This is a genomic window from Pseudomonas sp. ACN8 (genome assembly GCF_002303925.1).
Lineage (GTDB): Bacteria > Pseudomonadota > Gammaproteobacteria > Pseudomonadales > Pseudomonadaceae > Aquipseudomonas.
The window spans coordinates 39,431-62,899 of record NZ_MRCS01000041.1 but is presented as its reverse complement, the minus strand read 5'-3'; the positions used below and the strand labels follow the sequence as shown (position 1 = coordinate 62,899).

General features: G+C 59.9%; 27 protein-coding genes. 10 read left to right on the top strand and 17 right to left on the bottom strand.

Annotated features, from left to right (window positions below; genetic code table 11):
- Window positions 1-88: 88 nt before the first annotated feature.
- The 10 genes from BSF44_RS21730 to BSF44_RS21685 form a co-directional block, all read right to left on the bottom strand.
- The gene (locus BSF44_RS21730) at window positions 89-898 is read right to left on the bottom strand and encodes a transglutaminase family protein (RefSeq protein WP_095945246.1); all 810 of its coding nucleotides are present in this window, start codon (window positions 896-898) and stop codon (window positions 89-91) included.
- Window positions 895-1,845, bottom strand: a complete 951-nt coding sequence (locus BSF44_RS21725) for an alpha-E domain-containing protein (RefSeq protein WP_095945245.1) — start codon at window positions 1,843-1,845, stop codon at window positions 895-897. Before BSF44_RS21725 ends, BSF44_RS21730 begins: the two co-directional genes overlap by 4 nt.
- 12 nt (window positions 1,846-1,857) lie before the next feature.
- Entirely contained in the window at window positions 1,858-3,267 is a 1,410-nt protein-coding gene (locus BSF44_RS21720; protein WP_007988088.1) for a circularly permuted type 2 ATP-grasp protein, read from the bottom strand.
- Window positions 3,268-3,640: 373 nt separating this feature from the next.
- Complete coding sequence (locus BSF44_RS21715) at window positions 3,641-3,985, bottom strand: ribonuclease E inhibitor RraB (RefSeq protein ID WP_007971898.1); 345 nt, start codon at window positions 3,983-3,985, stop codon at window positions 3,641-3,643.
- Between the two features lie 210 nt (window positions 3,986-4,195).
- Window positions 4,196-4,429 carry a hypothetical protein gene (locus BSF44_RS21710; protein WP_095945244.1) on the bottom strand — a complete coding sequence of 78 codons (234 nt, stop codon included), beginning with the start codon at window positions 4,427-4,429 and terminating at the stop codon, window positions 4,196-4,198.
- A 217-nt stretch (window positions 4,430-4,646) separates the two neighbouring features.
- Complete coding sequence (speE, locus tag BSF44_RS21705; RefSeq protein WP_095945243.1) at window positions 4,647-5,522, bottom strand: polyamine aminopropyltransferase; 876 nt, start codon at window positions 5,520-5,522, stop codon at window positions 4,647-4,649.
- Window positions 5,523-5,775: 253 nt separating this feature from the next.
- Entirely contained in the window at window positions 5,776-5,967 is a 192-nt protein-coding gene (locus BSF44_RS21700) for a PLD nuclease N-terminal domain-containing protein (protein ID WP_046042941.1), read from the bottom strand.
- 80 nt (window positions 5,968-6,047) lie between these two features.
- A complete protein-coding gene (locus tag BSF44_RS21695; RefSeq protein WP_095945242.1) occupies window positions 6,048-6,578 on the bottom strand; it encodes a hypothetical protein in 531 nt (176 codons plus the stop codon).
- Window positions 6,579-6,689: 111 nt separating this feature from the next.
- Window positions 6,690-7,208, bottom strand: a complete 519-nt coding sequence (locus BSF44_RS21690) for an ankyrin repeat domain-containing protein (RefSeq protein ID WP_095945241.1) — start codon at window positions 7,206-7,208, stop codon at window positions 6,690-6,692.
- 97 nt (window positions 7,209-7,305) lie between these two features.
- Window positions 7,306-9,144 carry a long-chain-acyl-CoA synthetase gene (locus BSF44_RS21685; RefSeq protein WP_095945240.1) on the bottom strand — a complete coding sequence of 613 codons (1,839 nt, stop codon included), beginning with the start codon at window positions 9,142-9,144 and terminating at the stop codon, window positions 7,306-7,308.
- A 357-nt stretch (window positions 9,145-9,501) separates the two neighbouring features.
- Between BSF44_RS21685 and BSF44_RS21680 the strand changes: the two genes are divergently transcribed.
- Window positions 9,502-9,780, top strand: a complete 279-nt coding sequence (locus BSF44_RS21680) for a DUF3509 domain-containing protein (RefSeq protein WP_095945239.1) — start codon at window positions 9,502-9,504, stop codon at window positions 9,778-9,780.
- A 120-nt stretch (window positions 9,781-9,900) separates the two neighbouring features.
- Here the strand turns inward: BSF44_RS21680 and mtnC are convergent, their stop codons facing one another.
- Genes mtnC through aroC form a run of 5 tightly spaced genes read right to left on the bottom strand, consistent with a single transcriptional unit; the run spans window position 9,901 to window position 14,036 of the window.
- Window positions 9,901-10,584 carry an acireductone synthase gene (gene mtnC / locus BSF44_RS21675; protein WP_095945238.1) on the bottom strand — a complete coding sequence of 228 codons (684 nt, stop codon included), beginning with the start codon at window positions 10,582-10,584 and terminating at the stop codon, window positions 9,901-9,903.
- Between the two features lie 4 nt (window positions 10,585-10,588).
- A complete protein-coding gene (locus BSF44_RS21670; protein WP_095945237.1) occupies window positions 10,589-11,134 on the bottom strand; it encodes an acireductone dioxygenase in 546 nt (181 codons plus the stop codon).
- A gap of 12 nt (window positions 11,135-11,146) precedes the next feature.
- Window positions 11,147-11,767 (bottom strand): methylthioribulose 1-phosphate dehydratase, encoded by a 621-nt coding sequence (locus BSF44_RS21665; RefSeq protein WP_095945236.1) that lies wholly within the window; start codon window positions 11,765-11,767, stop codon window positions 11,147-11,149.
- On the bottom strand, window positions 11,764-12,915 hold the full coding sequence (locus BSF44_RS21660) for an MFS transporter (RefSeq protein ID WP_095945235.1): 1,152 nt from the start codon (window positions 12,913-12,915) through the stop codon (window positions 11,764-11,766). Before BSF44_RS21660 ends, BSF44_RS21665 begins: the two co-directional genes overlap by 4 nt.
- Before the next feature lie 29 nt (window positions 12,916-12,944).
- Window positions 12,945-14,036 carry a chorismate synthase gene (aroC, locus tag BSF44_RS21655; protein ID WP_095945234.1) on the bottom strand — a complete coding sequence of 364 codons (1,092 nt, stop codon included), beginning with the start codon at window positions 14,034-14,036 and terminating at the stop codon, window positions 12,945-12,947.
- 83 nt (window positions 14,037-14,119) lie between these two features.
- On the opposite strand from aroC, the gene BSF44_RS21650 reads away from it, so the two are divergent.
- Together BSF44_RS21650 and BSF44_RS21645 are read left to right on the top strand one after the other, a co-directional pair.
- Complete coding sequence (locus BSF44_RS21650; protein ID WP_095945233.1) at window positions 14,120-15,118, top strand: alpha/beta hydrolase; 999 nt, start codon at window positions 14,120-14,122, stop codon at window positions 15,116-15,118.
- A 99-nt stretch (window positions 15,119-15,217) separates the two neighbouring features.
- Complete coding sequence (locus tag BSF44_RS21645; protein WP_095945232.1) at window positions 15,218-16,009, top strand: hypothetical protein; 792 nt, start codon at window positions 15,218-15,220, stop codon at window positions 16,007-16,009.
- A 126-nt stretch (window positions 16,010-16,135) separates the two neighbouring features.
- Here the strand turns inward: BSF44_RS21645 and prmB are convergent, their stop codons facing one another.
- Window positions 16,136-17,044 (bottom strand): 50S ribosomal protein L3 N(5)-glutamine methyltransferase, encoded by a 909-nt coding sequence (gene prmB, locus BSF44_RS21640; protein WP_095945231.1) that lies wholly within the window; start codon window positions 17,042-17,044, stop codon window positions 16,136-16,138.
- Between the two features lie 238 nt (window positions 17,045-17,282).
- Here prmB and BSF44_RS21635 point away from each other — a divergent pair, with 238 nt between their 5' ends.
- The 7 genes from BSF44_RS21635 to BSF44_RS21605 all read left to right on the top strand — a co-directional run bounded on the left by BSF44_RS21635 (window position 17,283) and on the right by BSF44_RS21605 (window position 22,552).
- Window positions 17,283-17,873 (top strand): cysteine hydrolase family protein, encoded by a 591-nt coding sequence (locus BSF44_RS21635; protein WP_095945230.1) that lies wholly within the window; start codon window positions 17,283-17,285, stop codon window positions 17,871-17,873.
- Window positions 17,874-18,004: 131 nt separating this feature from the next.
- Window positions 18,005-18,325 carry a hypothetical protein gene (locus tag BSF44_RS21630; RefSeq protein WP_008048404.1) on the top strand — a complete coding sequence of 107 codons (321 nt, stop codon included), beginning with the start codon at window positions 18,005-18,007 and terminating at the stop codon, window positions 18,323-18,325.
- A gap of 78 nt (window positions 18,326-18,403) precedes the next feature.
- On the top strand, window positions 18,404-18,961 hold the full coding sequence (locus BSF44_RS21625) for a Smr/MutS family protein (RefSeq protein WP_095945229.1): 558 nt from the start codon (window positions 18,404-18,406) through the stop codon (window positions 18,959-18,961).
- Between the two features lie 77 nt (window positions 18,962-19,038).
- A complete protein-coding gene (gene folE / locus BSF44_RS21620; protein ID WP_003204506.1) occupies window positions 19,039-19,584 on the top strand; it encodes a GTP cyclohydrolase I FolE in 546 nt (181 codons plus the stop codon).
- 104 nt (window positions 19,585-19,688) lie between these two features.
- Window positions 19,689-20,060 carry a glutathione S-transferase N-terminal domain-containing protein gene (locus tag BSF44_RS21615; protein WP_095945228.1) on the top strand — a complete coding sequence of 124 codons (372 nt, stop codon included), beginning with the start codon at window positions 19,689-19,691 and terminating at the stop codon, window positions 20,058-20,060.
- Between the two features lie 443 nt (window positions 20,061-20,503).
- Window positions 20,504-21,853, top strand: a complete 1,350-nt coding sequence (locus BSF44_RS21610; protein WP_008048392.1) for an NCS2 family permease — start codon at window positions 20,504-20,506, stop codon at window positions 21,851-21,853.
- A gap of 72 nt (window positions 21,854-21,925) precedes the next feature.
- Window positions 21,926-22,552: a LysE family translocator gene (locus tag BSF44_RS21605; RefSeq protein ID WP_046037555.1), complete on the top strand. Its 627-nt coding sequence runs from the start codon at window positions 21,926-21,928 to the stop codon at window positions 22,550-22,552.
- 202 nt (window positions 22,553-22,754) lie between these two features.
- Here BSF44_RS21605 and uraH read toward each other — a convergent pair whose 3' ends face one another.
- Window positions 22,755-23,108 (bottom strand): hydroxyisourate hydrolase, encoded by a 354-nt coding sequence (gene uraH, locus BSF44_RS21600; RefSeq protein WP_095945227.1) that lies wholly within the window; start codon window positions 23,106-23,108, stop codon window positions 22,755-22,757.
- Window positions 23,109-23,469 lie beyond the last annotated feature (361 nt).

Genomic DNA, 23,469 nt, shown 5'->3' with positions numbered 1-23,469 from the left:
CGATGGCGTCATGTCAGTCAATACTTCGCTGGCTGACACACCGCTATCGCGAGCAGGCTCGCTCCTACAGGGTTCGGCGGTGTTTCCGTTATTGCTGTTGCACCGAGATCACCGGCGCGGGCGTCGGTGAAACCAGCACCTTGGCGTGCATCTGCTCACACCCGCCGCCCCGCCGCATCCCGCGCACCGGGCAGGCATCCAGGTAATCCAGGCCCACCGCCAGCTTCAGGTGGCGTTCCGGCCGGGCCAGTTCATTGGTCACGTCGAAGCTGTACCAGGCGTCGTCCAGCCAGGCTTCGGCCCAGGCGTGGCTGGCCAGGTGTTCGCTGTTTTCGCTGTACAGATAGCCCGACACATAACGCGCAGGAATGCCCAGGCTGCGGGTGCAGGCGAGAAACGCGTGGGTGTGGTCCTGACACACGCCGGCGCCTCCGGCAAAGGCCTGGGCCGCGCTGGTGTCCACTTCCGTGGAGCCCGGTGTGTAGGTCATATGCTGGTTGAGGCCGTGCATCAGATCGATCAGCGCCGTGCGGTCGCGGCGTTGCTTGCATTCCTTCTCGGCGAACGCCCGCAGGGCGGCGTCGGCTTCGGTCAAACGGGTAAAGCGCAGAAACGGCAGTGCCGACTGGCTCTCGTGTTCGGCCTCACGCCATTCGTCGATATCGACCTGGCCACGGGCGCCGATGACGATCGCCTCGTGGGGCTCGTCCATGGTCAACACATGCAGGATGTTGCCGAACGGATCGAGTTGCGCCCGCACCGGGCGCGGCAGGTCGAGCTGCCAACTGAGCACGTGCTGGCGCTCACTGTCGTGGGGCGTCAGGCGCAGATACTGGATGCTCGCCCGCACCTTGTCTTCGTAGTGATAGGTGGTCTCGTGGCTAATGGAAAGTCTCATGCGGCCTCCAGATAAGAACTGTGAATCGCGTTACCCAACTGGCGCACCAGCGGGATGAACTCGGTCAGCCAGGCGTGCAGACCTTCGTCGAGAATTTCGGTGATGCCGGTGTAACGCAGACGTGCGTCCATTTCTGCCGCCAGGCGTTGTGCGGGACGACCGTTGGCCCCCGGCAATTGCGCCAGGATCTGGTCGATTTCTTCGGTGCAGGCGCGCAGGGATCGCGGTACATCGGCCCGCAGCAACAGCAATTCAGCGACATGCCGGGCACCGGGGGCGTCACGGTAGATTTCCGTGTAGGCCTCGAACGACGACAACGCCCGCAACAACGCGCTCCATTGGTAATACGCATGGGCGGTGCCATCGCTGACCGCTTCGGCCTGGTCGCCGGCCATTTCGTAGCGGGCATCGAGCAGGCGCAAGGTGTTGTCCGCCCGCTCTATAAAGGTCCCCAGTCGAATGAAGCGAAACGCATCGTTACGCATGATGGTGCCGTAGGAAGCGCCCCGGAACAGGTGGGAACGTTCCTTGATCCACTCGCAGAAACGGCTCATGCCGTAGCGGCTGAGGCCCTGTTCGGCGATGCCGCGAATTTCCAGCCAGGTGGCGTTGATGTTTTCCCACATGTCGGCGGTGATGCGCCCACGCACCGCATGGGCGCTGGCCCGTGCTGCACCGAGGCAGCTGTAGATGCTCGCCGGGTTGGCTGCATCCAGGGCGAAGAAATGCAGCAGCCGTTCGGCATGCAGCTCGCCATGGCGCTCCAGATAATCGTCCAGGGTGCCGGTGATCAACAGCGGCATGGCCAGTTCGTGCAAACCGTCGCCACGACCGTCTTGCGGCATCAGCGACAGCGAATAGCTGATGTCGAGCATCCGGGCGAGGTTTTCCGCCCGCTCCAGGTAACGCGACATCCAATACAAATCCGAGGCAGTTCTACTTAACATGGCACGCTTCCTTCAATCCTCAACCACCCAGGTGTCCTTGGTTCCGCCACCCTGGGAGGAATTCACCACCAGGGAGCCTTCGCGCAGGGCGACACGGGTCAGGCCGCCGGGCACGACCCGGGTTTCACGACCCGACAGGACAAACGGCCGCAAGTCGATGTGGCGTGGTGCAATACCGTTTTCGACAAAGGTCGGACAGGTCGACAGCGACAACGTCGGTTGCGCGATATACGCATGGGGCTTGGCGATGATCCGCGCGCGGAAGGCTTCGATTTCCGCCGCCGTCGCCGCCGGCCCCACCAGCATTCCGTACCCGCCGGAGCCTTGGGTTTCCTTGACCACCAGTTCCGGCAGATTGGCCAGCACGTGGGAAAGCTCAGACGGATTACGGCACTGCCACGTAGGAACGTTCTTCAGGATCGGTTCTTCATCGAGGTAGAAACGGATCATGTCGGTAACGAACGGGTACACCGACTTGTCGTCCGCCACCCCCGTGCCGATGGCATTGGCCAGCACCACGTTGCCGGAACGGTAGGACGACAGCAGCCCCGGCACACCGAGCATCGATTCCGGGTTGAAGGCCAGGGGATCGAGGAACGCGTCGTCGAGGCGACGATAAATCACGTCGACCGCTTTCGGCCCGTCGGTGGTGCGCATGTAGACCTTGTCATCACGCACGAACAGGTCCGCGCCCTCCACCAGCTCCACGCCCATTTCCCGCGCCAGGAACGCATGCTCGAAGAACGCACTGTTGAAGCGCCCCGGCGTCAGCACCACCACGCTCGGGTTATCGATCGGGCTTGAGCTTTTCAGGGTGTCGAGCAGCAGGTTCGGGTAGTGGTCGATGGGGGCGATGCGTTGCGCCGCGAACAGCTCGGGGAACAGGCGCATCATCATCTTGCGGTCTTCGAGCATGTAGCTGACGCCACTCGGAGTTCGCAGATTGTCTTCGAGCACGTAGTAGGTGCCGTCGCCGTCGCGCACCAGGTCGACGCCGGAGATGTGCGAATAGATATCGCGGTGCAGATCCAGCCCTTGCATCGCCAACTGGTACTGCTCGTTGGCCAGCACCTGCTCGGCCGGAATGATACCGGCCTTGATGATGCGCTGCTCGTGGTAGAGGTCGGCGAGGAACATGTTCAACGCCTTGACCCGCTGGATGCAGCCGCGCTCGACAATCCGCCATTCGCTGGCGGGGATGCTGCGGGGAATGGTGTCGAAGGGAATCAGGCGCTCTGTGCCCTGCTCGTCCCCGTAGAGCGTGAAAGTAATCCCGGCGCGATGAAACAACAGATCGGCCTCGCGTCGCCGTTGTGCCAGAAGCTCGTCAGGCGTCTCGGCCAGCCAACGGGCAAACTCCCGATAATGCGGGCGGACCTGGCCGCCGGCATCGTACATCTCATCAAAATAGGTGCGGATCATGCCGTACTCCTTGTCACTCGGACGTCCAGACCTTCGCAAGGCCCGTGCCATCGGCATAAACGCTTAGATTTCAATCAGTTGGATAATCAAGACGCACGCACCGCACCAATCCTGTGCGACAAATGCCCCAACCTGATCGCCCCCGCTTCATTGCAAGGCGCTGTGATCGCCTATCACCAGCATAGTCTGTAGGAGCCAGCTTGCTGGCGAAGGGGCCCATGAGTCATGCGTCGCTCTTCGGGGACGCCTTCGCTGGCAAGTCGGATCGCCGCACCGCAGCTCCTACGGGGTCGTGGTCAATGTCCTGTCGGCGAAAACGAAAACGGCCAACCCGAAGGTCAGCCGTCATTGCCGGTTGTCACTGTTCATAAGGTTATGCGAGTCGCCCTCGTACCTCCTGTTTCACACCCCAGCCTTCGATGATGCCGCCCAGAGGCTCGACCACTGCTTCGAAACCCTGTTCGAAGTCGCCGATGTCGTCGTAGGTGGCATACATGACCTTGCACAACTCCAGCGCCCAGGCGCCATCGTCGCGCACACTGACTTGCGCATCCAGGGATTCACCACGGTGGAAATGACCTGCCGCCCTGCGTGCCCGCTCCTCGTCCGGGAAAATGGCGTAGAACTCGATGGGATGAAACCGCGAAAAGTCAAAACCGCCTTCTTTCATGCGGCGCAGCACGCTGCTGCTGATGTCTTCTTGATAGGCTGTGCTCATGAAACGTCCTCCTCAAACCGATGGATAGACTTTCCGTACTCCCTCACCCGCAACCGAACAGCGCGAGCGACGGCAACCGATGTGCCGGCGGGAAACAAGCATGGAGCTGACAAGACCAGACCTTAGCGATTCATTCGCTGATCTCGCTTGCAGAGTAGCCTCAAGATAGAGCCCCTGCCAAGGGCTGGATGTGAATGCGACAGGTGTCGTTCAGATTGGAGTAATGCCGAGGATTTGTATGCTGTTCTGGGACTTGAGATCTTTGACGCATGCATCAGCGGTCCGCCCTTCCAGATCGTTCAGATCCAGTTCGGCGGCGACAGGAAGAAGCCGGGCCTTGATGAGCCTGGCGGCACGCTCGTAGTCCGGGCGCTCGGTGCACTCAAAGACTTCGTTGATGGTTTCGCCATGATCATCCACGAAAGTGACTTTCCACTTTTGCATTGGTGCCTCCTTGGTAAAACCCATGGATGGGCTTACCTCTATCTCGACCTTGTTAGCTGGCTGATTGTTCCGGTGGATCTGCACCCATCGTAGATCTCTGTAGGAGCGAGCCTGCTCGCGAAAAACTTGAGAACGCCGCGTTAAATCAGACATCCCGCGTCATCGTTCACGTCCATCGCGAGCAGGCTCGCTCCCACAGGTTTTGTGTTTCAACCCATCAATCGTTGCTTGGCTTGTTCACCGCCTGCAGCACGTATTGCGGCAAGGCGAAGGCGCCGATGTGGATTTCAGGATTGTAGTAGCGGGTGACGATGCCGCTGCCCGCGAAGCGCTGTTGCAGGGTTTCGCGGGACAACTTGCGATAAGCGGTATTGGTGGCGCCCCAGGCGAAGGTCATCGAGCCACCGATGTAGGTCGGCACGGCGGCCTGGTAGAAGTGCCAGTCCGGGAACAGGCTGCGCAGGCGGCCGGCGGTGGTCTTCACTTCTTCGATCTGCATGAACGGCGTGCCGTTCTGGGTCACCAGGATGCCGCCCTCGTTCAGGCAACGGTGGCAGGCCTGGTAGAAGTTTTCCGAGAACAGCACTTCACCCGGTCCGATCGGGTCGGTGGAGTCGGAAATGATCACGTCGAACTTTTCAGTCGTGGTAGCGACGAAACGCATGCCGTCGTCGATCACCAGGTTCAGGCGTGGATCATCGAACGCGCCCTTGGAGTGGTTCGGCAGGAATTCCTTGCACATGTCGACCACGGTGCCGTCGATCTCGACCATGGTGATGTGCTCGACGCCGCGGTGCTTGGCCACTTCACGCAACATGCCGCCGTCACCGCCGCCGATGATCAGCACGCGTTTGGCGGCACCGTGCGCCAGGATCGGCACGTGGGTGAGCATTTCGTGGTAGATGAACTCGTCGGCTTCGGTGGTCTGGATCACGCCGTCCAGCGCCATCACCCGGCCCATGCGCGGGTTTTCGAAAATCACCAGGTGCTGGTGCTCGGTGCGCACTTCGTGCAGCAGTTTTTCCATGCGAAAACGCTGGCCGTAGCCTTCGTAGAGGGTTTCCAGGTAGTCGCTGGTCGGGGTGTTGCTCATGGGAAGTGCTCCGATGAATGCGGTGGCAACGGACGGTTACCCGCCCATGATGGCCAATCGAGCGTCTCGATTGACCGGGAAAGGCGCGCATTCTACGTCGCGGAACATGACAGGTCGAACCTTCGTCATCGAAGTACCCGCAGAACATTGTGGGAGCGAGCCTGCTCGCGAAGCAGGCGATGCGGTGTTTCAGCGGCTGCGCGTCATCGTTCTTCGCGAGCAGGCTCGCTCCCACAGGTTCAGTGTTGCCGGTTCAGAGTTTGACATTGCCCCGCGGCCCGGCGATGGCCCAAATGATCAGTCCCAACACCGGCAACAGCGCGATCAGCAGTACCCAGAGGATTTTCATCCCGGTCTCGGCGCTACTTTTGAAGACGTTGATGATGGCCCAGATGTCCAGGACAAAAATGATCAAGGCAACCAGGCTGTTGAACGTGGAACCCATGGTGACGCTCCCAAAGAGTGATATGCCCCCTCAGGATAGACGGTCGTCGCGAGGATTCCTTTTTATTGACCGTGCCTGGATCAGACGTGGACCGCCACTTTCAGGGCTTCCAGGGATGGCGCGGCTGCGATGCCGACTTCAGTACACAATTCCAGCACCCGTGGCACGTCATTGCCGTAGACCAGGACCACCTGCAACTCGTCATCGAGCAACTGGCTGAAGTTCATCAGTGTGTAACCACCGTTTTCCTTATTCATGCTGCTCATCTGCACCTGGATACGGTTGAGCGCGGTCAGGGCTTCGGTCTTGGCCAGTTGCTTGGGCTTGAGATTGAACTCCACCCCCGGGCCGAACGAGGCGACGATCTGTGCGAACAGGTCCATGTAGGTGTCAGCCTGGAACAGCACCGTTTCCGGCAGGCTGCCGACCACCACCCACTCACCCAGCGGGATCGGGAAGGTTTCGTCGTAGTTGATGTCCGGATTGGCCGTCAGAAAAGCCTCGGGATCGGCGTAGGCCTGGGCCGCTTCGTCCGCGACCTTGAGGATTTCGTCTTCGCCCATGCACCCGGAGCTGATTTTGCTGATGAGTTCGACGAGTGCGGCTTTCATGGGGAGGATCCTGTAGCGAGGTGAATTTTGAGGGCGCGAAGGATAGCGCATTAATAAAAGAAATGCGGACCTGTGGCGAGGGGACTTGCCCTCTCGCCACAGGGCTCAGCGTCAGCCCAGCAGTTTTTCCAGCTGTGCAACGGTATCGGAAGCGCCCATGGTTTTAGCCGCTTCCAACGCAGTGATGCCATTGGCGTCCTTGGCTTTCGGGTCGGCGCCCTTGCTGATCAGGTAATCGACCACTTCGACGCGGTTGAACATCGCCGCCATCATCAGCGCCGTTCGGCCATCGAAGGACGAGCCTTCAACCTGGGCGCCGCCATCGACCAAGGCCTTGATCACCGCCAGGTCGCCCTTGAAGGCGGCGCCGGCAATCGGGCTCTGGCCGTTGTCGTTGCGGATCTCCGGATCGGCCTTGTGCTCAAGCAGGACTTTTACCGTGTCCACATGACCGTGATAAGCGGCCAGCATCAGCAAGGTATCGCCCTTGTGGTTACGCAGGTTCGGCGGCAAACCCTTGGTCAGCAGCGCGGCCATCATCGCCGCATCGCCCTCCCGTGCCTTGTTGAATACCTGTTCGGTGAATTCGGCGGCTTCTTCGGGGGTCATCTGGCGGCTTTTGTCTGACATTGGGCACTCCCTTTTCTGTCATTCGTAAAAGCCGACAGTTTCCCGAGCGCCCCCGGCACTGTCACTTGTTTTTTCTCATGGGCCGCCATAGCCAGATTCAATAACGGTACTTGCCGCCGTGAATGTCGGACAACAACTGCTCGGTGACCTGCACGTAGGTCTGGGTCCCCGGCAGCCAGGCATAGATCGGATCATCGCCGGTTTTATCCGGGTCGAAGGCCTCGTCCTTGAGTCGGGTCTTCTGATATTTGAACGTTCCGGTGGTTTCCATTTTCACTTTTACCCGCAGAAACAATGGCACGGCATAGGCCGGCATTTGCTCGCGGGCAAAGGCCAGCAGCTCACTGAAATCCAGGGTGGCCAGGGATTCGGCGGGAGTGATCGCCGCCATCCCGGCCCGGCCATTGGTGTTGCGGATCTCCACGCCATAGGCCACGGCTTCGGAAATCAGCGGGTGTTGCAGGAGGATGTTTTCGACTTCCGTGGTCGAGACGTTTTCGCCCTTCCAGCGGTAGGTATCGCCCAGGCGGTCGACAAACTGCGCATGCCCGAAGCCGATGTTGCGCAACAGGTCGCCGGTGTTGAAATAACGGTCGCCCTTTTCGAACACATTCTCAAGCACGACCTTGGCGGTTTTCTGCGGATCGGTGTAACCGTCCAGGGGTGCCTTGTCATCGATTTTTGCCAGCAACAACCCCTGCTCGCCCTTGGCGACCTTGCGCATCAGGCCATTGGCCTGACGAATCGGCGCGCCGCTGTCATGGTCGTACGCGACCAGCTCCCAGGACATCAGGGAAAAACCGATGGTGTTGTCGAAATTGAGTATGTTGGTGAAACCGATGTTGCCGTCGCTGGCGGCGTACAGCTCGCAGATGTGATTCACCGCAAAGCGGGTCTTGAACTCGTTCCAGGCGCCGGGACGCAAGCCGTTGCCGATCATTTTCTTCACATCGTGCCGGCTGTCGTCGGCGCTGGGCGGTTGATCGACCAGGTAGCGGCACAGTTCGCCGACATAACCGATGGTGGTCGCCCGGTACTTGCGCGCGTCGTTCCAGAACTGACTGGCGCTGAACTTGCGGCGGATGGCGAACCCGCTGGCCCCACTGACGGCCGAACCCCAACACACGCAAAGGCCCGTGGCGTGGTACAGCGGCAAGGTGCAATAGACGACATCGTCGGGGCGCATGTCCAGGGCGATCATTCCGAAGCTCGCCGAGCTGCGCATCCAGCGTCCGTGCTTGAACACGCCTGCCTTGGGCAGCCCCGTGGTGCCCGAGGTGTAGATATAAAAGCAGGGATCGTCGAAGAAAACCTGCCGGCTGCTGGCCGGGTTGTCGCTGGCGTCGTCGAGACTGACGGTCATCAGGTTGATGAAGCCTTCAGGCGCGATACCCGGTTGGCGCGAGGTGTCCTGATCGGCGACGAACCAGGTTCGATCAGCCTTGATCGACACCCGGTCACGCACCGCCAGGTACGCCGGGACCAGCTCCTCACCGACAATGATCGCCACCGGCGCCACCAGATTCACACTGTGCACCAGGGTATCGCGGGTTTGCGAGGTATTGAGCAGTGCACTGATCGCGCCGACCTTGGCCACCGCCAGAATCGTCACCAGCAGTTCCGGGCGGTTCTCGATGAAGACCGCCACCACATCACCCTTGCCGATGCCTTGGCCGATCAGATGATGGGCGATGCGATTGGCCCATTGATTGACCTCGGAGTAACTGAGCGTTACGTCACCTTCCAACAGCGCCGGACCATCCGGGTTGCGCAACGTGGCTTGCTCGAAACTCCAGCCCAAACCACACGCTTGGGTCGGGTCCTTGACGTTGGCGGCCTTCATGCCTTTCACCACCCGAGGGATGGCCTTGGCGATGGAAGGCAACTTGCGGAGCATCATGCTCCAGGTAATCGTGTCGTTCGACGTGCGACTCATGATGCTCCCGTTCGATCTTTTTATTGTCGGGCTGCGATGACTGAGCCCGAAAATACGTCAACGGTTCTTGAGCTGTACACGCGGTTTTTGAAATGTTTTGTATCTGCGATCTTGATCTGCGATTGATACAGGGCCAATCGTGAACCCCCGCACACGCAATGGTTCCATCGAAGCGCCGAACGACCGCGCAAAATGCAGGATGCACGACGGCCGTTCATGCAGAATGCACGAAAGCAAAAATCACCACAGATACTAACCTGTTGTTTTATAAGTTGATTTACAAAAAAACAAGGCTGGCACAATCACTGCAACCCTCTCCGTATGCTTGCCATTCAAGAGCCAACGGAGCTGAAAGACATGAACCTGATTCAGGAAAAATTTTCGTCCCTGTTCTCAAACTTCGAAGTCACCACCCAGGACCGCCCCGACGGTGGGATCCTGCTGACCCTGAGCGGCGGCGAAGGCAAAGTGTTCAAGCGCTCGATTTCCTATCAGCAATTGCACAATGGCGACCAACTGACGTGGGTGATCAGTGCGATTCGCCGCGACCTCGCCGAACAAGCCAGTGAATTGCCGCAGATTTCCATGCTGCAGAGCCAGCAACGGTTTGCCCTGCCGACTTATCACTCGCTGTAAAAAAATGCGGAAAAAAATGTGGGAGCGAGCCTGCTCGCGATAGCGGAGTGTCAATCAACATCAATGTTGAATGACAGATCGCAATCGCGAGCAGGCTCGCTCCTACAAATTGTGTAGTGCTTAGAAGGCAGCAGGATTGATCCGCGCAAAGCTGTCCACGGTGACATGCCCTGCCAGCTCTCCACCCTCGCGAGCCAGCCCGCACGTGGCCATCCCCGCCGTGCGCGCCGCGTCGAGCTCCTCGACGATGTCCGACAGAAACAGAATCTGCCCCGCCTCAAGGTTGATCGCCTGGCTGATGTTGGCGTAGGACTGGGCCTCGCGCTTGGGCCCCGAAGTGGTATCGAAATAGCCGCTGAACAGCGGCGTCAGATCCCCCGCCTCCGAGCAGCCGAAGATCAACCGCTGGGCCTGGATCGAACCGGACGAATAAACAAACAGTTGAAAGCCGTCCCGGTGCCAGCGCTTGAGCGCTTCAACGGCGTCCGGGTACACGTGCCCCTTCAATTGCCCGGCCTGATAGCCCTGCTCCCAGACCATGCCCTGCAACGCTTTCAACGGCGTGGCCTTGCGGTCTTCAGCGATCCAGCCCAACAGGATCTCGATGACCCGCTCGACGTCGGCGTTCGGTTCGTTGCTGTCGCGGCGCACGGCAGCCATTTGCTCCGCCACATCGGCGCGTTCGGCGTGCTGACGGACAAAATCCGGCAGGTGTTTCGCGGCATAAGGAAACAACACGTCGAACACAAAACTCACCGCGCTGGTGGTGCCTTCGATATCGGTGAGAATCGCTTTGATCGGCATTGACTCAGTCCTCAAGACGCGGGAATTGGCTGGCGATGTCTTCGCCGGTGAAGTTGGCGACCCAGCCTTCCGGGTTGTTGAACAGACGGATTGCGACGAAATGCGGGTGCTCGCCCATGTCGAACCAGTGCTTGGTGCCGGCCGGCACCGAGATCAGGTCGTTCTTCTCACAGAGCACCGCGTAGACGTAATCGTCGATGTGCAGGGTAAACAGGCCACGGCCGGCAACGAAAAATCGTACTTCATCTTCGCCGTGACGATGTTCGTCGAGGAACTTGGCTCGCAGTTCGGCTTTTTGCGGGTGATCGCTGTTGAGGCTGATCACGTCGACAGTGACGTAACCTCGCTCGGTCATCAGCTGGTCGATTTGCTCCTGGTAGGCGGCGATCACTTCTTCCTGACTGGCACCCGGCTGGATCTTCGCCGCCGCTTGCCAGCGGTCGAAACGCACGCCCTGCTCGGCCAGGGTCGACTGAATGTCTTCGAGATGGGTCAGCACCTTGTTGGGGATTTCAGGGCTGGAGACGTGATAGACGGACAGGCTGCTCATCAGGGCAACTCCTTAACGGGACAAGATGGAGCGCGTCTTCAACTCGCACTCGAACAAAAATTCAAAGGCCTCGATCTGCCGCAGGGCGTCGCTCATGCGCGCGCCCCAGGTGTACAGGCCATGACCACGGATCAGGTAGCCGACACAATCGGGATGGGTGTCCAGCCAAGGCTGCACCTTGGCGGCCAGGCGCGCAATGTCCTGATCGTTGTCGAAAATCGGCACGCGCACCCGGGATTCGTGGGTCGTCACACCGCTGAAGGCCTTTTGCAGCTCGTAATCTTCGAACTCGATGAAGTCTTGCGGCGTCAGGCGCGACAGCACGGTGGCGTTCACCGAATGGGTGTGCAGCACCGCACCGATCTCCGGGCGCCAGCTGTAGAGCTGGGTGTGCAGCAGGGTTTCGGCGGACGGTTTCTTGCCCGGTTCCAGGCTGCTGCCCGACAGGTCAGTGGCCAGCACATCGCCCATGCCCAGTTGTCCCTTGTGCTTGCCGGAGACGGTCAGCAAGGCTTCGGTCGGCGACAGGCGGGTCGAGTAATTGCTGCTGGTGGCCGGCGACCAGCCGCGGCCATACAGAAAACGCCCGGCGTCGATGATTTCCTGGGCGAGTTGTTCACGGGTAAGGCTCATGGCCTGTCCTCTTGCATGCGTGTGGCAATGATAACGGCAGCCGCGACGGCTGCGAGACTGGCAATACTAAAGGTCCATGCCGCGCCGAGGGCATTCCAGCTGTAGCCGGAATACAACGCGCCCAACGCACCGCCTGTGCCGGCCAACGCGGCATACAGCGCCTGGCCCTGGCCTTGCTGGCGCGCGCCGAAGCTACGTTGCACGAATGAAATGGCAGCGGCGTGAAAGCTGCCGAACGTCGCCGCGTGCAATACCTGGGCAAACAGCAATACCCAAAGGAATTCGGCCAACGACCCGAGCAGCAACCAGCGCAACGCCGCCAGCAGAAAACTCGCCATCAGCACCCGGCGCAAGGAAAACCGCGCGAGGATCTTGCTCATGGCCAAAAACATCAACACTTCGGCCACCACGCCAACGGCCCAGAGCATGCCGATCACGCCCCGGCTGTAACTCAGGTGTTCAAGGTGCAAGGTCAAGAACGTGTAATACGGCCCGTGACTCATCTGCATCAGTGCCACGCAGCCGTAAAACGCCAACACACCAGGGTTGCGCAGTTGCTGGAGAAATCCCTCCCCGGTCAACCGTTCACCCTGAATCGGTTGCGCGTTAGGCACCCACAAACTGCTGACCACGATGCCGACCAGGATCAGCACCAGCGCCGCCGGGTAGATGTCCAGGCTCAGCCATTCGAACAAACGGCCCAGCGCGACCACGGTGATGATGAAACCGATCGAGCCCCACAAGCGAATCTGGCTGTAGCGCGAGGTCTGCCCCTGCAAGTGCGCCAGGGTGATGACTTCGAACTGCGGCAACACCGCGTGCCAGAAGAACGCATGCAAGGCCATGACCATCGCCAGCCAGGCGTAGGTCTTGCTGACGAAAATCAGCGAAAAGGTCAGCAGCGTACACAACGCGCCGAAGCGCACGATTGCCAGTCGCCGACCGGTGTAGTCGCCCAGCCAGCCCCAGATATTCGGCGCCACGCAACGCATCAGCATAGGGATCGCTACCAGCTCGCCGATCCGCGCGGCGCTGAAACCCAAGTGATCGAAGTACAGCGCCAGGAACGGCGCTGTCGAACCGAGCAAGGCGAAATAGAACAAATAGAAACTGGAGAGCCGCCAGTACGGGAGCGCCGCAGTCGCCATCAGACGGCTGCGACCATGAAGTCAACCATTTACAGCTGACCCAGCACCGGCGTGCTCACACGCACATCGGCGTTCTGCCCACGGTGACGCAGCAGGTGGTCCATCAACACGATGGCCATCATCGCCTCGGCAATCGGCGTGGCGCGGATGCCCACGCACGGATCGTGACGGCCCTTGGTGATCACTTCCACCGGGTTGCCATGGATGTCGATGGAACGGCCCGGCGTGGTGATGCTCGACGTCGGCTTCAGCGCCAGGTGCGCAACGATGGGCTGACCGGAGGAAATGCCGCCGAGAATGCCGCCCGCGTTGTTGCTGAGGAAACCTTGCGGGGTCATTTCATCGCGATGTTCTGTGCCGCGCTGGGCGACGCTGGCGAAACCGGCGCCGATTTCCACGCCCTTGACCGCGTTGATGCTCATCAGCGCATGGGCCAGTTCGGCGTCGAGGCGGTCGAAGATCGGCTCGCCCAGGCCCGGCATCACGCCTTCGGCGACCACAGTGATTTTCGCACCGACCGAGTCCTGGTCGCGGCGCAACTGGTCCATGTAGGCCTCAAGTTCCGGCACCTTGTCCGGATCCGGGCTGAAGAACACGTTCTCTTCTACCGAATCCCAAGTCTTGAACGGGATTTCAATCGGCCCCAGCTGGCTCATGTAGCCGCGAATGACAATGCCCTGGCTGGCCAGGTATTTTTTCGCAATCGCGCCTGCAGCCACGCGCATCGCGGTTTCCCGGGCCGAGCTGCGACCACCGCCGCGATAATCGCGCTCGCCGTATTTGTGGTGGTAGGTGTAGTCGGCGTGAGCCGGGCGGAACAGATCCTTGATTGCCGAGTAGTCCTTGGACTTCTGGTCGGTGTTGCGGATCAACAGGCCGATCGAGCAGCCAGTGGTGCGGCCTTCGAACACGCCGGAGAGGATTTCGACTTCGTCGGCTTCCTGGCGCTGGGTGGTGTGGCGGCTGGTGCCGGGCTTGCGGCGGTCCAGGTCACGCTGCAGATCCTCCAGGGATATCTCCAGCCCCGGCGGGCAGCCATCGACAATGGCGACCAACGCCGGGCCATGGCTTTCGCCCGCGGTGGTGACAGTGAACAGCTTGCCGTAGGTATTGCCGGACATGCAGGACGCTCCGTGAAATGAACCTGAATACGTAATGCGCGCCAGTATACGCAGGCTACCCAAGTAGTTCATCCTCGAACCTTATGGGTGCCGGTGAGTCCAACTGGCATCTTCTGGATGATGGCGCGATGATGCTGCGAGTTCTAGCCTTGAGCCTTACCCTGATTTCCGGCTTCGCCCAGGCGACTGTCCTGCAACGACCGATCACACTGGATACGGGCACCGGCGAGCTTTTCGGCTCGCTGTTGCTGCCAAAGTCCGACAATCCGGTGCCGGTTGTGCTGATCATTTCCGGCTCCGGCCCTACGGACCGTGACGGAAACAATACCGACGGCGGGCGCAATGACAGCCTCAAGCGCCTGGCCTGGGTGCTGGCCAAACACAACATCGCCAGCGTGCGTTACGACAAGCGCGGCGTGGCCGCGAGCCTGGCGGCGACCCCGGATGAACGCAACCTGACGGTGGAAGCCTACGTGGCCGATGCACAGGCCTGGGGCCGCAAGCTCAAGACCGATCCGCGTTTCGGCCAACTGATCGTGCTGGGTCACAGCGAAGGCGCTTTGGTCGCCAGCCTCGCTGCGCCGGATATCGATGCCGATGCGGTGATTTCTGTCTCCGGCAGCGCAAGGCCGGTGGATCAGGTCATTCGCGAGCAACTGGGCAACCGCCTGCCACAACCGCTGATGCTGCGCAGCAATGAATTGCTCGACAGCCTCAAGGCCGGGAAACCCGACGACAATGTGCCGCCACCCTTGCAGGCGATTTTCCGCCCGAGTGTGCAGCCTTACCTGATTTCCCTGTTCCGCCAGGACCCGGCCGCGGCGTTTGCCAAGCTGAAGATGCCGGCGCTGATCATCCAGGGCAGCAACGACATCCAGGTCGGTGTCAATGACGCAAGGTTGCTCAAGGCGGCCAAGCCGGACGCCGAACTGGCGCTGATCGAGGGCATGAACCACGTCATGCGCATCGTGCCCAACGACGTCAAACGCCAGATGGCCTCCTATAAAGACCCGCAGTTGCCCCTGGCGGCGGAACTGGGCACGCGAATCCTCGGGTTTATTGACGGACTTCGTGCCAGTTAACCCCTCTTTACCCTCCAGTCCTGGGAAAAACGGCCGATAAGCCTTTGTCGCCAACACATTGGTTGGCGACAAGCTGAGCTTGGACAGGATCTCGCCGTTATGACTGACACCCAGACTTCACCCGACACCAGCGCTGAAAAAGACGCACCGCCAGCGGTCGAGCTGCCCTGGGCGGACGTCCACGTCGAGCATCACAAGATGCTCCGTCTGGCGCCGTTGCAAACTGACCGCAACACCGGCGGGCGCCCGTTGCGCTTTGTCGAGTTCGGCTATGCCGAGCGCAACGATAAGGCGCACAGCCTGATGCGCATGAGCATCACCCTGCCCGGCCAGCGCGTGCGCAAGGAACAGAATCATCTGGACGTGTGGGTCGATCACGCCGAAAAACGCGTGCATTTCGGACCGCAAAGCGGCTTGCAAATCGAACCGCTGAACCGTGGCATTGGCCGATTCATGGCGGCCCAGGGCATCAACTGGGCGAAAAAGCGCTGGCCGACCTACACCGTCGACGGCTTTGACCTGAACAACAAGGACGCGTTGAACGAAGACACCCGCCTGCGCCGCGATCATTTTTTGCGCGTGCATGGGTTCGACGTGGTGTATGCCGATGCCCAGCATTTGAAAGGCAGCGTCAAGCCGGTCAAGGTCGGCGACCTCTCTGGCGACTGGAACAGCGAAAAACTGCAGGTCGTGGAAATTCTCGAGGCGGCGCAGATGCTCCAGCAAGCCGAGCAGAATCTGGCCGAGCAGGAAGTCAAACTCAAGAAACACGAAGAGAAAGTCAGCAAGTACAAACGCGAAGACGCCGGGCTGCGATTCACCATCACCTGCCTGGTGGCGTTTGCGGTGTTTCAGGCGGGGTTGTTGATCTGGATTGCCACGCACCGATAGTTGGCGGTGCGGCCATTCCTTGTAGGAGCGAGCCTGCTCGCGATGGTCGTTAACGATGACGCGTGTTTTCTGGAAAAACGCGTCGCCCTTTAGTCCATCGCGAGCAGGCTCGCTCCTACAGGGGGGTTAAACGCGAGAAGCGAACAACACCTGATGCTCCCGGCATTGCTGCGCGCTCAGCATGAACACACCATGGCCACCACGCTCGAACTCCAGCCAGGCGAAGTCGACTTCCGGGTACAACGCCTCGACGTGCACCTGGCTGTTGCCCACTTCGACAATCAGCAGGCCCTTCTCGGTCAGATGGTCCGCCACTTCGGCGAGCATGCGCCGCACCAGGTTCAAACCGTCATCGCCGCAGGCCAGGCCCAGTTCCGGTTCGTGCTGGTACTCATCCGGCATGTCGGCGAAATCTTCCGCATCGACGTAGGGCGGGTTCGACACGATCAGGTCGAAACGCTGACCCGGCAAACCCTCGAAACCGTCGCCCTGCACCGTGTACACACGCTCATCGACACCATGACGCTCGATGTTCTGATTGGCCACTTCCAGCGCTTCGAACGACAGGTCCGCCAACACCACCTCGGCATGCTGGAATTCGTAGGCGCAGGCGATGCCGATGCAACCGGAACCGGTGCACAGATCGAGAATCCGCGCAGGTTCGGTAGCCAGCCACGGGGTAAAGCGGTTTTCGATCAACTCACCGATGGGTGAGCGCGGGATCAGCACACGCTCATCAACGATGAACGACATGCCACAGAACCAGGCCTCGCCCAGCAGATAAGCGGTCGGCACCCGATCTTCGATACGGCGCTTGAGCAAAAGCTGCAGGTGAACCACTTCCTCTTCTTCCAGATTGCAGTCGAGGTAGCTGTCGGCGATTTCCCACGGCAGGTGCAGTGCGCCCAACACCAATTGCCGGGCTTCGTCCCAGGCGTTGTCAGTGCCATGGCCGAAAAACAGATCCTCCCCATGGAAGCGGCTGACGGCCCAACGGATATGGTCACGCAGGGTGCGAAGGCGGGAAGTGATCACGACGGCAAACTCCAGAAAAATCGACGGGAGATTCTACCAGTCAAACGACGTCACGACGACGCAGGAAACTACCGATTCAAATGTAGGAGTTATCCATTTTTTCGCCAGGCTATTGAACAAAACGTGACTATTGACAAGGCTACAGGCCAGCAACGACGGCACCTGTGATCGTAGCGATTCACAGAACCGCTCAGCCAGAGGACAATGGCGCAAAAGCCCCACTCCAAGGAGCCCCAGAATGTCTGTTCCAAAAACGATGTTTCAACTCAGCGGCCGCGGTTATGCAGCGGCCAATCTGAGCCATGCCACGCTGGTCATCATCGATGCCCAGAAAGAATACCTCAGCGGTCCCCTGGCCCTGAGCGGCATGGATGAAGCTGTCGCGAACATCAAGCAATTGCTCGCCGCTGCCCGCGCCGCCGGCCGGCCGATCGTGCATGTGCGCCACCTCGGTACACTCGGCGGGTTGTTCAACCCCCAGGGCGTAGGTGGAGAGTTCATTCCGGGCCTGGAGCCACAGGGCGATGAAACCGTCATCGGCAAATTGTTGCCAAGCGCTTTTCACGGCACCGAACTGGCAAAACGCCTGGAAGACCTCGGCGCCCTTGACCTGATCGTCTGCGGCTTCATGAGCCACTCCAGCGTCAGCACCACGGTGCGTGCCGCCAAGAACCTGGGCTTCCGTTGCACCCTGGTCGAGGACGCCTGCGCCACCCGCGACCTGCCCTACAAGGGCGGCGTGCTGAGTGCCGCACACGTTCATCAGACGGAAATGGCGATCATGGGCGACAACTTCGCCACCCTCGCGCTAACCCGTGAACTGATCTGATCGACGCTCAATGAGCGGCCTGGAACGCCGCTCATCCGCAAAAGCCTCCCATTTGCCGTAATTGTCTTAGCCTCAGGAACATCCCGGTCAACTCCCGGTCGAAGGGCCGATACCCATTGAGGAAGGTCGGAATGAAGTTATCCGATGGTTTTGACGCTCGCCGCTTGCGGCCCAAAGGCCAAAGCAACTGGCGTTTTCGAATCGGCGCGACGTTCGCGGCGTTGCTGGCGATGTGCGGCGTGTTGCTCGCCATGGCCGGTGCCGCCAGCCTGCTCGGCCACGCACCCGCCCTGGGTGAATTGAACACCAGCCGCACCGGTGCCGCCGTGATCCTGGCCATCGGCCTGTTCGTGCTGTACCTCGGTGTCTGGCTATGGCGCCGTTGCCGTCGTCGCTCGCGACAGTCCCGGGAACTGGCCATGTCGCCGCACCTGATGAAAAAACACGACTGAGCCAAGCGTCGCGCGCGTTTTTGTCGCGCCCGATTCGCTTCGAGTTGGGTAAACTGGCCGCCCTTCGCGGAGGCTGACATGCAAGACGACGATTTTTCCCTGTTCAAAAGCGCGATCCAAGGCGTCAAGCCGATCAAGCATGATCGCGCCGAAACCGGCAAACCCAAGGCTGACCGCGCGCAGATTGCCAAGCTGCGTCAAGCGGCGACCGTACGTACCGAATCCACCACCGTCGACGGGCTGTCCGATCAGTTCGTCATCGACGTCGGCCCTGAAGACGATCTGATGTGGGCTCGCGATGGCGTGCAGGAAAGCCAGATGCGCAAGCTCAAGATCGGACAGATTCCGTTCGAAGGCAGCCTCGACCTGCACGGCATGAGCGTGGAAAAGGCCCGGGAAACCCTCTGGGCATTTTTGGCTGAAGCCACCAGATTCGAAATCCGCTGCGTGCGCGTCACCCATGGCAAGGCCGTGCGCCTGGACGGCAAGCGGCCGATGATCAAAAGCCACGTCAACACCTGGCTGCGCCAGCATCCACAGGTGCTCGGCTTCACCTCGTGCCAGGCGAAACATGGCGGTGCCGGCGCCGTTTATGTGATGCTCAAACGCACCATGATGGAAGGTCGCGACGAGTAAAGCTGATGCGTCACGCTTGCAGCGTCGTGTCCGTCACCGTACCCTTGCCCTTTGCGTAAAATCCCACAGGTAGTTTCATGTCCCTGGAACAGAATTACACGGCGATCCTCGGCCAGCTCGGCGAGGACGTTTCCCGCGAAGGCCTGCTCGACACGCCAAAACGTGCCGCCAAAGCCATGCAGTACCTCTGCCGCGGCTATGAACAGACACTCGAAGAGGTCACCAACGGTGCCCTGTTCAGCTCCGACAACAGCGAAATGGTGCTGGTCAAGGACATCGAGCTGTACTCGTTGTGCGAACACCACCTGCTGCCGTTCATCGGCAAGGCGCATGTTGCCTACATCCCGAGCGGCAAGGTTTTGGGCCTGTCGAAGGTCGCGCGCATCGTCGATATGTACGCTCGCCGCCTGCAGATCCAGGAAAACCTCAGCCGCCAGATCGCCGATGCGGTCCAGCAGGTCACCGGCGCCCTGGGCGTAGCGGTGGTGATCGAGGCCAAGCACATGTGCATGATGATGCGCGGTGTGGAAAAGCAGAATTCGTCGATGATCACTTCAGTGATGCTCGGTGAGTTCCGCGAGAACGCCGCGACCCGCAGCGAATTCCTCAGCCTCATCAAGTAATTCGCGGCACGAAGAAAACCGGCATTCATCGCCGGTTTTTTTTCGCCTGCAAAAAATCAGGTAAGCTGCGCGCCCTTCTTCATTCGCACCGTGAGGCTTTCAACGTGTTCGTAAAAGCGCTTCGTGTCGGCCTTGGCCAACTGATCATCTTCATCGACTTCATTACTCGCCCAAGCAAGAAGAAGCGCCCCGCCGCTGCTCAGGCTCAGGTCGAATCCGCCGCAAAGGGTCTGACCCTGTATCAATTCCACGCCTGCCCGTTCTGCGTGAAGACTCGCCGCACCCTGCGCCGCCTGAATGTGCCGGTGGCCCTTCGCGATGCGAAGAACAACGAACAGGATCGCCAGGCCTTGCTCGAGCAAGGTGGCAAGATCAAGGTGCCGTGCCTGCGCATTGAAGAGAATGGCCAGACCACCTGGATGTATGAGTCCAAGGTGATCATTGATTATCTGGACAAGCGTTTCGCTGCAGCCTGATGTTTCTGTGATGGGGCTGCTGGCGATAAGGCCGGTACAAGCGCCGTCAATTCCAGATAAAAATAAACCGGCCCCTGAGCCGGTTTATTTTTATCTGGCCGTTTGCGCCTGTCGAACCACTGCCGCCAATCGCCCGAGGCCGCAGATGATTGCTCTTGCCCCAATGCCAGCAGGCTGGCTCCCACAGTGATCTGGGCGTACACAAAACCTGTGGGAGCCAGCCTGCTGGCGATGAGACCAAAGGCGATATATCCCTAAAGCCAAACTTTTCGTAAACAAAACCAAAAACATTATTTGCATTCTTTGTATACAAAAGCATAATCCACTTCGTGCGAGTTCCTGACCAAGCGGTCAACAAATTCGCAAGTACCTCAAAGGGCCGCTGCCACCCCTCTCGGATCCGGCCCTGGAAATAACAATAAAACTCTTGAGGAGTATTCGCTGTGGAAAGCCGCAAATCCGAAGCATCGACGCTGGATCTCTCGCCGCCATTACGCAATGGCTTGCTGGAACGTCTGTTCAAACTCAGCTTGCACGGCACCACGGTGAAGACCGAGCTGATTGCCGGTCTGACAACCTTCATCACCATGGCTTACATCATTTTCGTCAACCCCAACATCATGGCCGACGCCGGGATCGATCACGGTGCGGCGTTCGTCGCCACCTGCATCGCCGCGGCACTCGGTTGCCTGTTGATGGGCCTGTACGCCAACTGGCCGGTCGGCCTGGCACCAGGCATGGGACTGAACGCCTTCTTCACCTACACCGTGGTCGGCACCATGGGCTACAACTGGGAAACCGCCCTCGGCGCGGTGTTTGTGTCCGGTGTGTTGTTCATGATCCTGACCTTCTCGCGGATCCGCGAATGGCTGCTCAACAGCATCCCGGTCAGCCTGCGCTTCGCCATGGGCGCCGGCGTGGGTCTGTTCCTGGGGCTGATCGGCCTGAAAACCGCGGGTATCGTCGTCGATAGCCCGGCTACCCTGATCAAGCTTGGCTCCCTGCGCGAACCCGGCCCGCTGCTCGCTGCCGTGTGCTTCCTGATGATCTCCATCCTCAGCTATCACAAGGTGTTCGGCGCAATCCTCATCAGCATCATCACCGTGACCCTCGCCGGCTGGGGTCTGGGCCTGGTGCACTACGAGGGCATCATGTCGGCTCCACCGAGCCTCGCCCCTACCTTCATGGCCATGAACGTCGCCGGCGTGTTCAACGTCAGCATGATCAGCGTGGTCCTGGCGTTCCTCTTCGTACACATGTTCGACACCGCCGGTACCTTGATGGGTGTTGCCCAGCGCGCCAACCTGGTCGGTGCTGACGGTCGCATCGAAAACCTCTCCCGCGCCATGAAAGCCGACAGTGCTTCCAGCGTATTCGGTGCGGTAGTCGGCGTTCCGCCAGTCACCAGCTACGTTGAAAGTGCCGCTGGTGTAGCTGCGGGTGGTCGGACTGGTCTTACCGCAGTGACCGTAGGTGTGCTATTTATTGCAGCCATGTTCTTCGCACCGCTGGCCGGGATGATTCCTGCCTATGCCACCGCGGGTGCACTGATTTATGTAGCGATGCTGATGATGGGCGGCATGGCCCACATCGAATGGGACGAAGCGACCGACAGCATTCCGGCGATCGTCACCGCGATCATGATGCCGCTGACCTTCTCGGTCGCCGACGGCATCGCGCTGGGCTTCATCACCTACGTGGCGCTGAAGGCCGGCACCGGCAAGTACAAGGAAATTTCCGTAAGCCTGTGGGTGCTCTGCGCGATCTTCATCGCCAAGTTCATCTTCTTGTAAACCTTACGCGGGACCCGCTTGAAAACAGCCTCACCCCGTCGGGTGGGGCTTTTGTGCAAATGGAGGAAAGTGATGAGTCTGGAAACCTGGCTGCTGTTCAGCGGCGCTGCGCTGATAGTGATCCTGATCCCGGGGCCGCTGTCGTTGCTGATGATCAGCAACAGTCTGAATTACGGCCTGCGCCGCTCTTACCCGGCCTTTCTTGGCGGCGTATCGGCCTCGATCTGCCTGCTGAGTGCTTCGGCGCTGGGCCTGGGTGCGTTGCTGCTGGCTTCTGAACAGCTGTTCAGTGCCCTGAAGATTCTTGGCGCCCTCTACCTGTTCTACCTTGCCTGGCAGAGCTGGCAGCAATCGCGCCTGCCTTCCCATGGCGCTGAAGTGCCACAAGCCGCGCCGGTGCCACGCTTTCGTGCGCTGTTCGGGCGGGCGTTCATGCTGGGCGCGAGCAACCCGAAAGACATTCTGTTCTTCGCCGCTTTCCTGCCGCAGTTCTTGAGTGCCGAACAGCCATTCCTGCCGCAACTGCTGGTGATGATCGCGACCTGGACCGTGCTCGACCTGCTGTGCAAACTGGCCTACGGCCTCGGCGCCCATGGCGCGGCGCGGTATCTGCGCAGCGGCAAGGGGCAGAGCTGGTTCAACCGGATCAGTGCCGGTTTGTTCAGCGGTGCGGGTGCAGCGTCCCTGCTGAGCCGCTAAGAGCAAAAGCATCGCTAGCAGGCTAGCTCCCACAAGGGATTGGTGAACACCGAAAATCCAATGTGGGAGCTAGCCTGCTAGCGATGGCGTCAGCACAGGCACCACATTTCTCAGACAAAAAAAAGCCCGCAGTGTGAGCGGGCGAAAGACCAAAGAAGCTATATGCGCAGTCGCTTCCAGGGTGCAGCTGCTGCCTGGGGGATCAGCTGCCGCGGTACGTGGAGTAGCTGTAAGGCGAAATCAACAACGGCACATGGTAGTGATCCTGCTCGGCGCAGATGCCGAAACGCAGCACCACGACATCCAGGAAGGCAGGCTCCGGCAGCTGAACGCCACGGGCGCGGTAGTAATCGCCGGCATGAAACTGAACCTGATAGACCCCGGAGCGGTAGTCATCGCCTTGCAGCAGCGGTGCATCGACACGGCCATCGCTGTTGGTTATCGCGCTGGCGACCAATTCCAGCTGCGATCCTTCAACGCGGTACAACTCGACCTTGATCGAGCTGCCCGGGCAACCGTGTGCTGCGTCCAAAACGTGTGTAGTCAAACGTCCCATTGATTCTGCGCGCCTGCCTGCGTGGAGCAGTCAGACTTCGCGCCTCCCGAAGTCAGTTGAAAAGGAGACCGCACCGATTCGGAGCACGAAAAGCTGCGGCGAGCGACTGATTAAGACACTTTTCAAAAAAATTGTACACAATAAAAACGACATTTTTCGCATGACTCCCGCCATCGGCATATTTTCCGTCGATTTCCCGCCAAACCGCACCACCTATGAGCCCTTCAATCAATAATTGACCAGTCAGGCAGATTTCTTGCAGGCTCCCGCCAATAGCAGTAAAAGATGACAGTCGGTGAAAAATGCGAAAAATCAGGCTTACAAAGTGAATATAAAGTTGTATACAATCAGCCCATCGCTG

Excerpts from the sequence above, each read along its gene's own strand:
- BSF44_RS21730 (WP_095945246.1), bottom strand. The coding sequence starts at position 898 with ATGAGACTTTCCATTAGCCACGAGACCACCTATCACTACGAAGACAAG.
- BSF44_RS21725 (WP_095945245.1), bottom strand. The coding sequence starts at position 1,845 with ATGTTAAGTAGAACTGCCTCGGATTTGTATTGGATGTCGCGTTACCTG.
- BSF44_RS21720 (WP_007988088.1), bottom strand. The coding sequence starts at position 3,267 with ATGATCCGCACCTATTTTGATGAGATGTACGATGCCGGCGGCCAGGTC.
- BSF44_RS21715 (WP_007971898.1), bottom strand. The coding sequence starts at position 3,985 with ATGAGCACAGCCTATCAAGAAGACATCAGCAGCAGCGTGCTGCGCCGC.
- BSF44_RS21710 (WP_095945244.1), bottom strand. The coding sequence starts at position 4,429 with ATGCAAAAGTGGAAAGTCACTTTCGTGGATGATCATGGCGAAACCATC.
- speE (WP_095945243.1), bottom strand. The coding sequence starts at position 5,522 with ATGAGCAACACCCCGACCAGCGACTACCTGGAAACCCTCTACGAAGGC.
- BSF44_RS21700 (WP_046042941.1), bottom strand. The coding sequence starts at position 5,967 with ATGGGTTCCACGTTCAACAGCCTGGTTGCCTTGATCATTTTTGTCCTG.
- BSF44_RS21695 (WP_095945242.1), bottom strand. The coding sequence starts at position 6,578 with ATGAAAGCCGCACTCGTCGAACTCATCAGCAAAATCAGCTCCGGGTGC.
- BSF44_RS21690 (WP_095945241.1), bottom strand. The coding sequence starts at position 7,208 with ATGTCAGACAAAAGCCGCCAGATGACCCCCGAAGAAGCCGCCGAATTC.
- BSF44_RS21685 (WP_095945240.1), bottom strand. The coding sequence starts at position 9,144 with ATGAGTCGCACGTCGAACGACACGATTACCTGGAGCATGATGCTCCGC.
- BSF44_RS21680 (WP_095945239.1), top strand. The coding sequence starts at position 9,502 with ATGAACCTGATTCAGGAAAAATTTTCGTCCCTGTTCTCAAACTTCGAA.
- mtnC (WP_095945238.1), bottom strand. The coding sequence starts at position 10,584 with ATGCCGATCAAAGCGATTCTCACCGATATCGAAGGCACCACCAGCGCG.
- BSF44_RS21670 (WP_095945237.1), bottom strand. The coding sequence starts at position 11,134 with ATGAGCAGCCTGTCCGTCTATCACGTCTCCAGCCCTGAAATCCCCAAC.
- BSF44_RS21665 (WP_095945236.1), bottom strand. The coding sequence starts at position 11,767 with ATGAGCCTTACCCGTGAACAACTCGCCCAGGAAATCATCGACGCCGGG.
- BSF44_RS21660 (WP_095945235.1), bottom strand. The coding sequence starts at position 12,915 with ATGGCGACTGCGGCGCTCCCGTACTGGCGGCTCTCCAGTTTCTATTTG.
- aroC (WP_095945234.1), bottom strand. The coding sequence starts at position 14,036 with ATGTCCGGCAATACCTACGGCAAGCTGTTCACTGTCACCACCGCGGGC.
- BSF44_RS21650 (WP_095945233.1), top strand. The coding sequence starts at position 14,120 with ATGGGTGCCGGTGAGTCCAACTGGCATCTTCTGGATGATGGCGCGATG.
- BSF44_RS21645 (WP_095945232.1), top strand. The coding sequence starts at position 15,218 with ATGACTGACACCCAGACTTCACCCGACACCAGCGCTGAAAAAGACGCA.
- BSF44_RS21635 (WP_095945230.1), top strand. The coding sequence starts at position 17,283 with ATGTCTGTTCCAAAAACGATGTTTCAACTCAGCGGCCGCGGTTATGCA.
- BSF44_RS21630 (WP_008048404.1), top strand. The coding sequence starts at position 18,005 with ATGAAGTTATCCGATGGTTTTGACGCTCGCCGCTTGCGGCCCAAAGGC.
- BSF44_RS21625 (WP_095945229.1), top strand. The coding sequence starts at position 18,404 with ATGCAAGACGACGATTTTTCCCTGTTCAAAAGCGCGATCCAAGGCGTC.
- folE (WP_003204506.1), top strand. The coding sequence starts at position 19,039 with ATGTCCCTGGAACAGAATTACACGGCGATCCTCGGCCAGCTCGGCGAG.
- BSF44_RS21605 (WP_046037555.1), top strand. The coding sequence starts at position 21,926 with ATGAGTCTGGAAACCTGGCTGCTGTTCAGCGGCGCTGCGCTGATAGTG.
- uraH (WP_095945227.1), bottom strand. The coding sequence starts at position 23,108 with ATGGGACGTTTGACTACACACGTTTTGGACGCAGCACACGGTTGCCCG.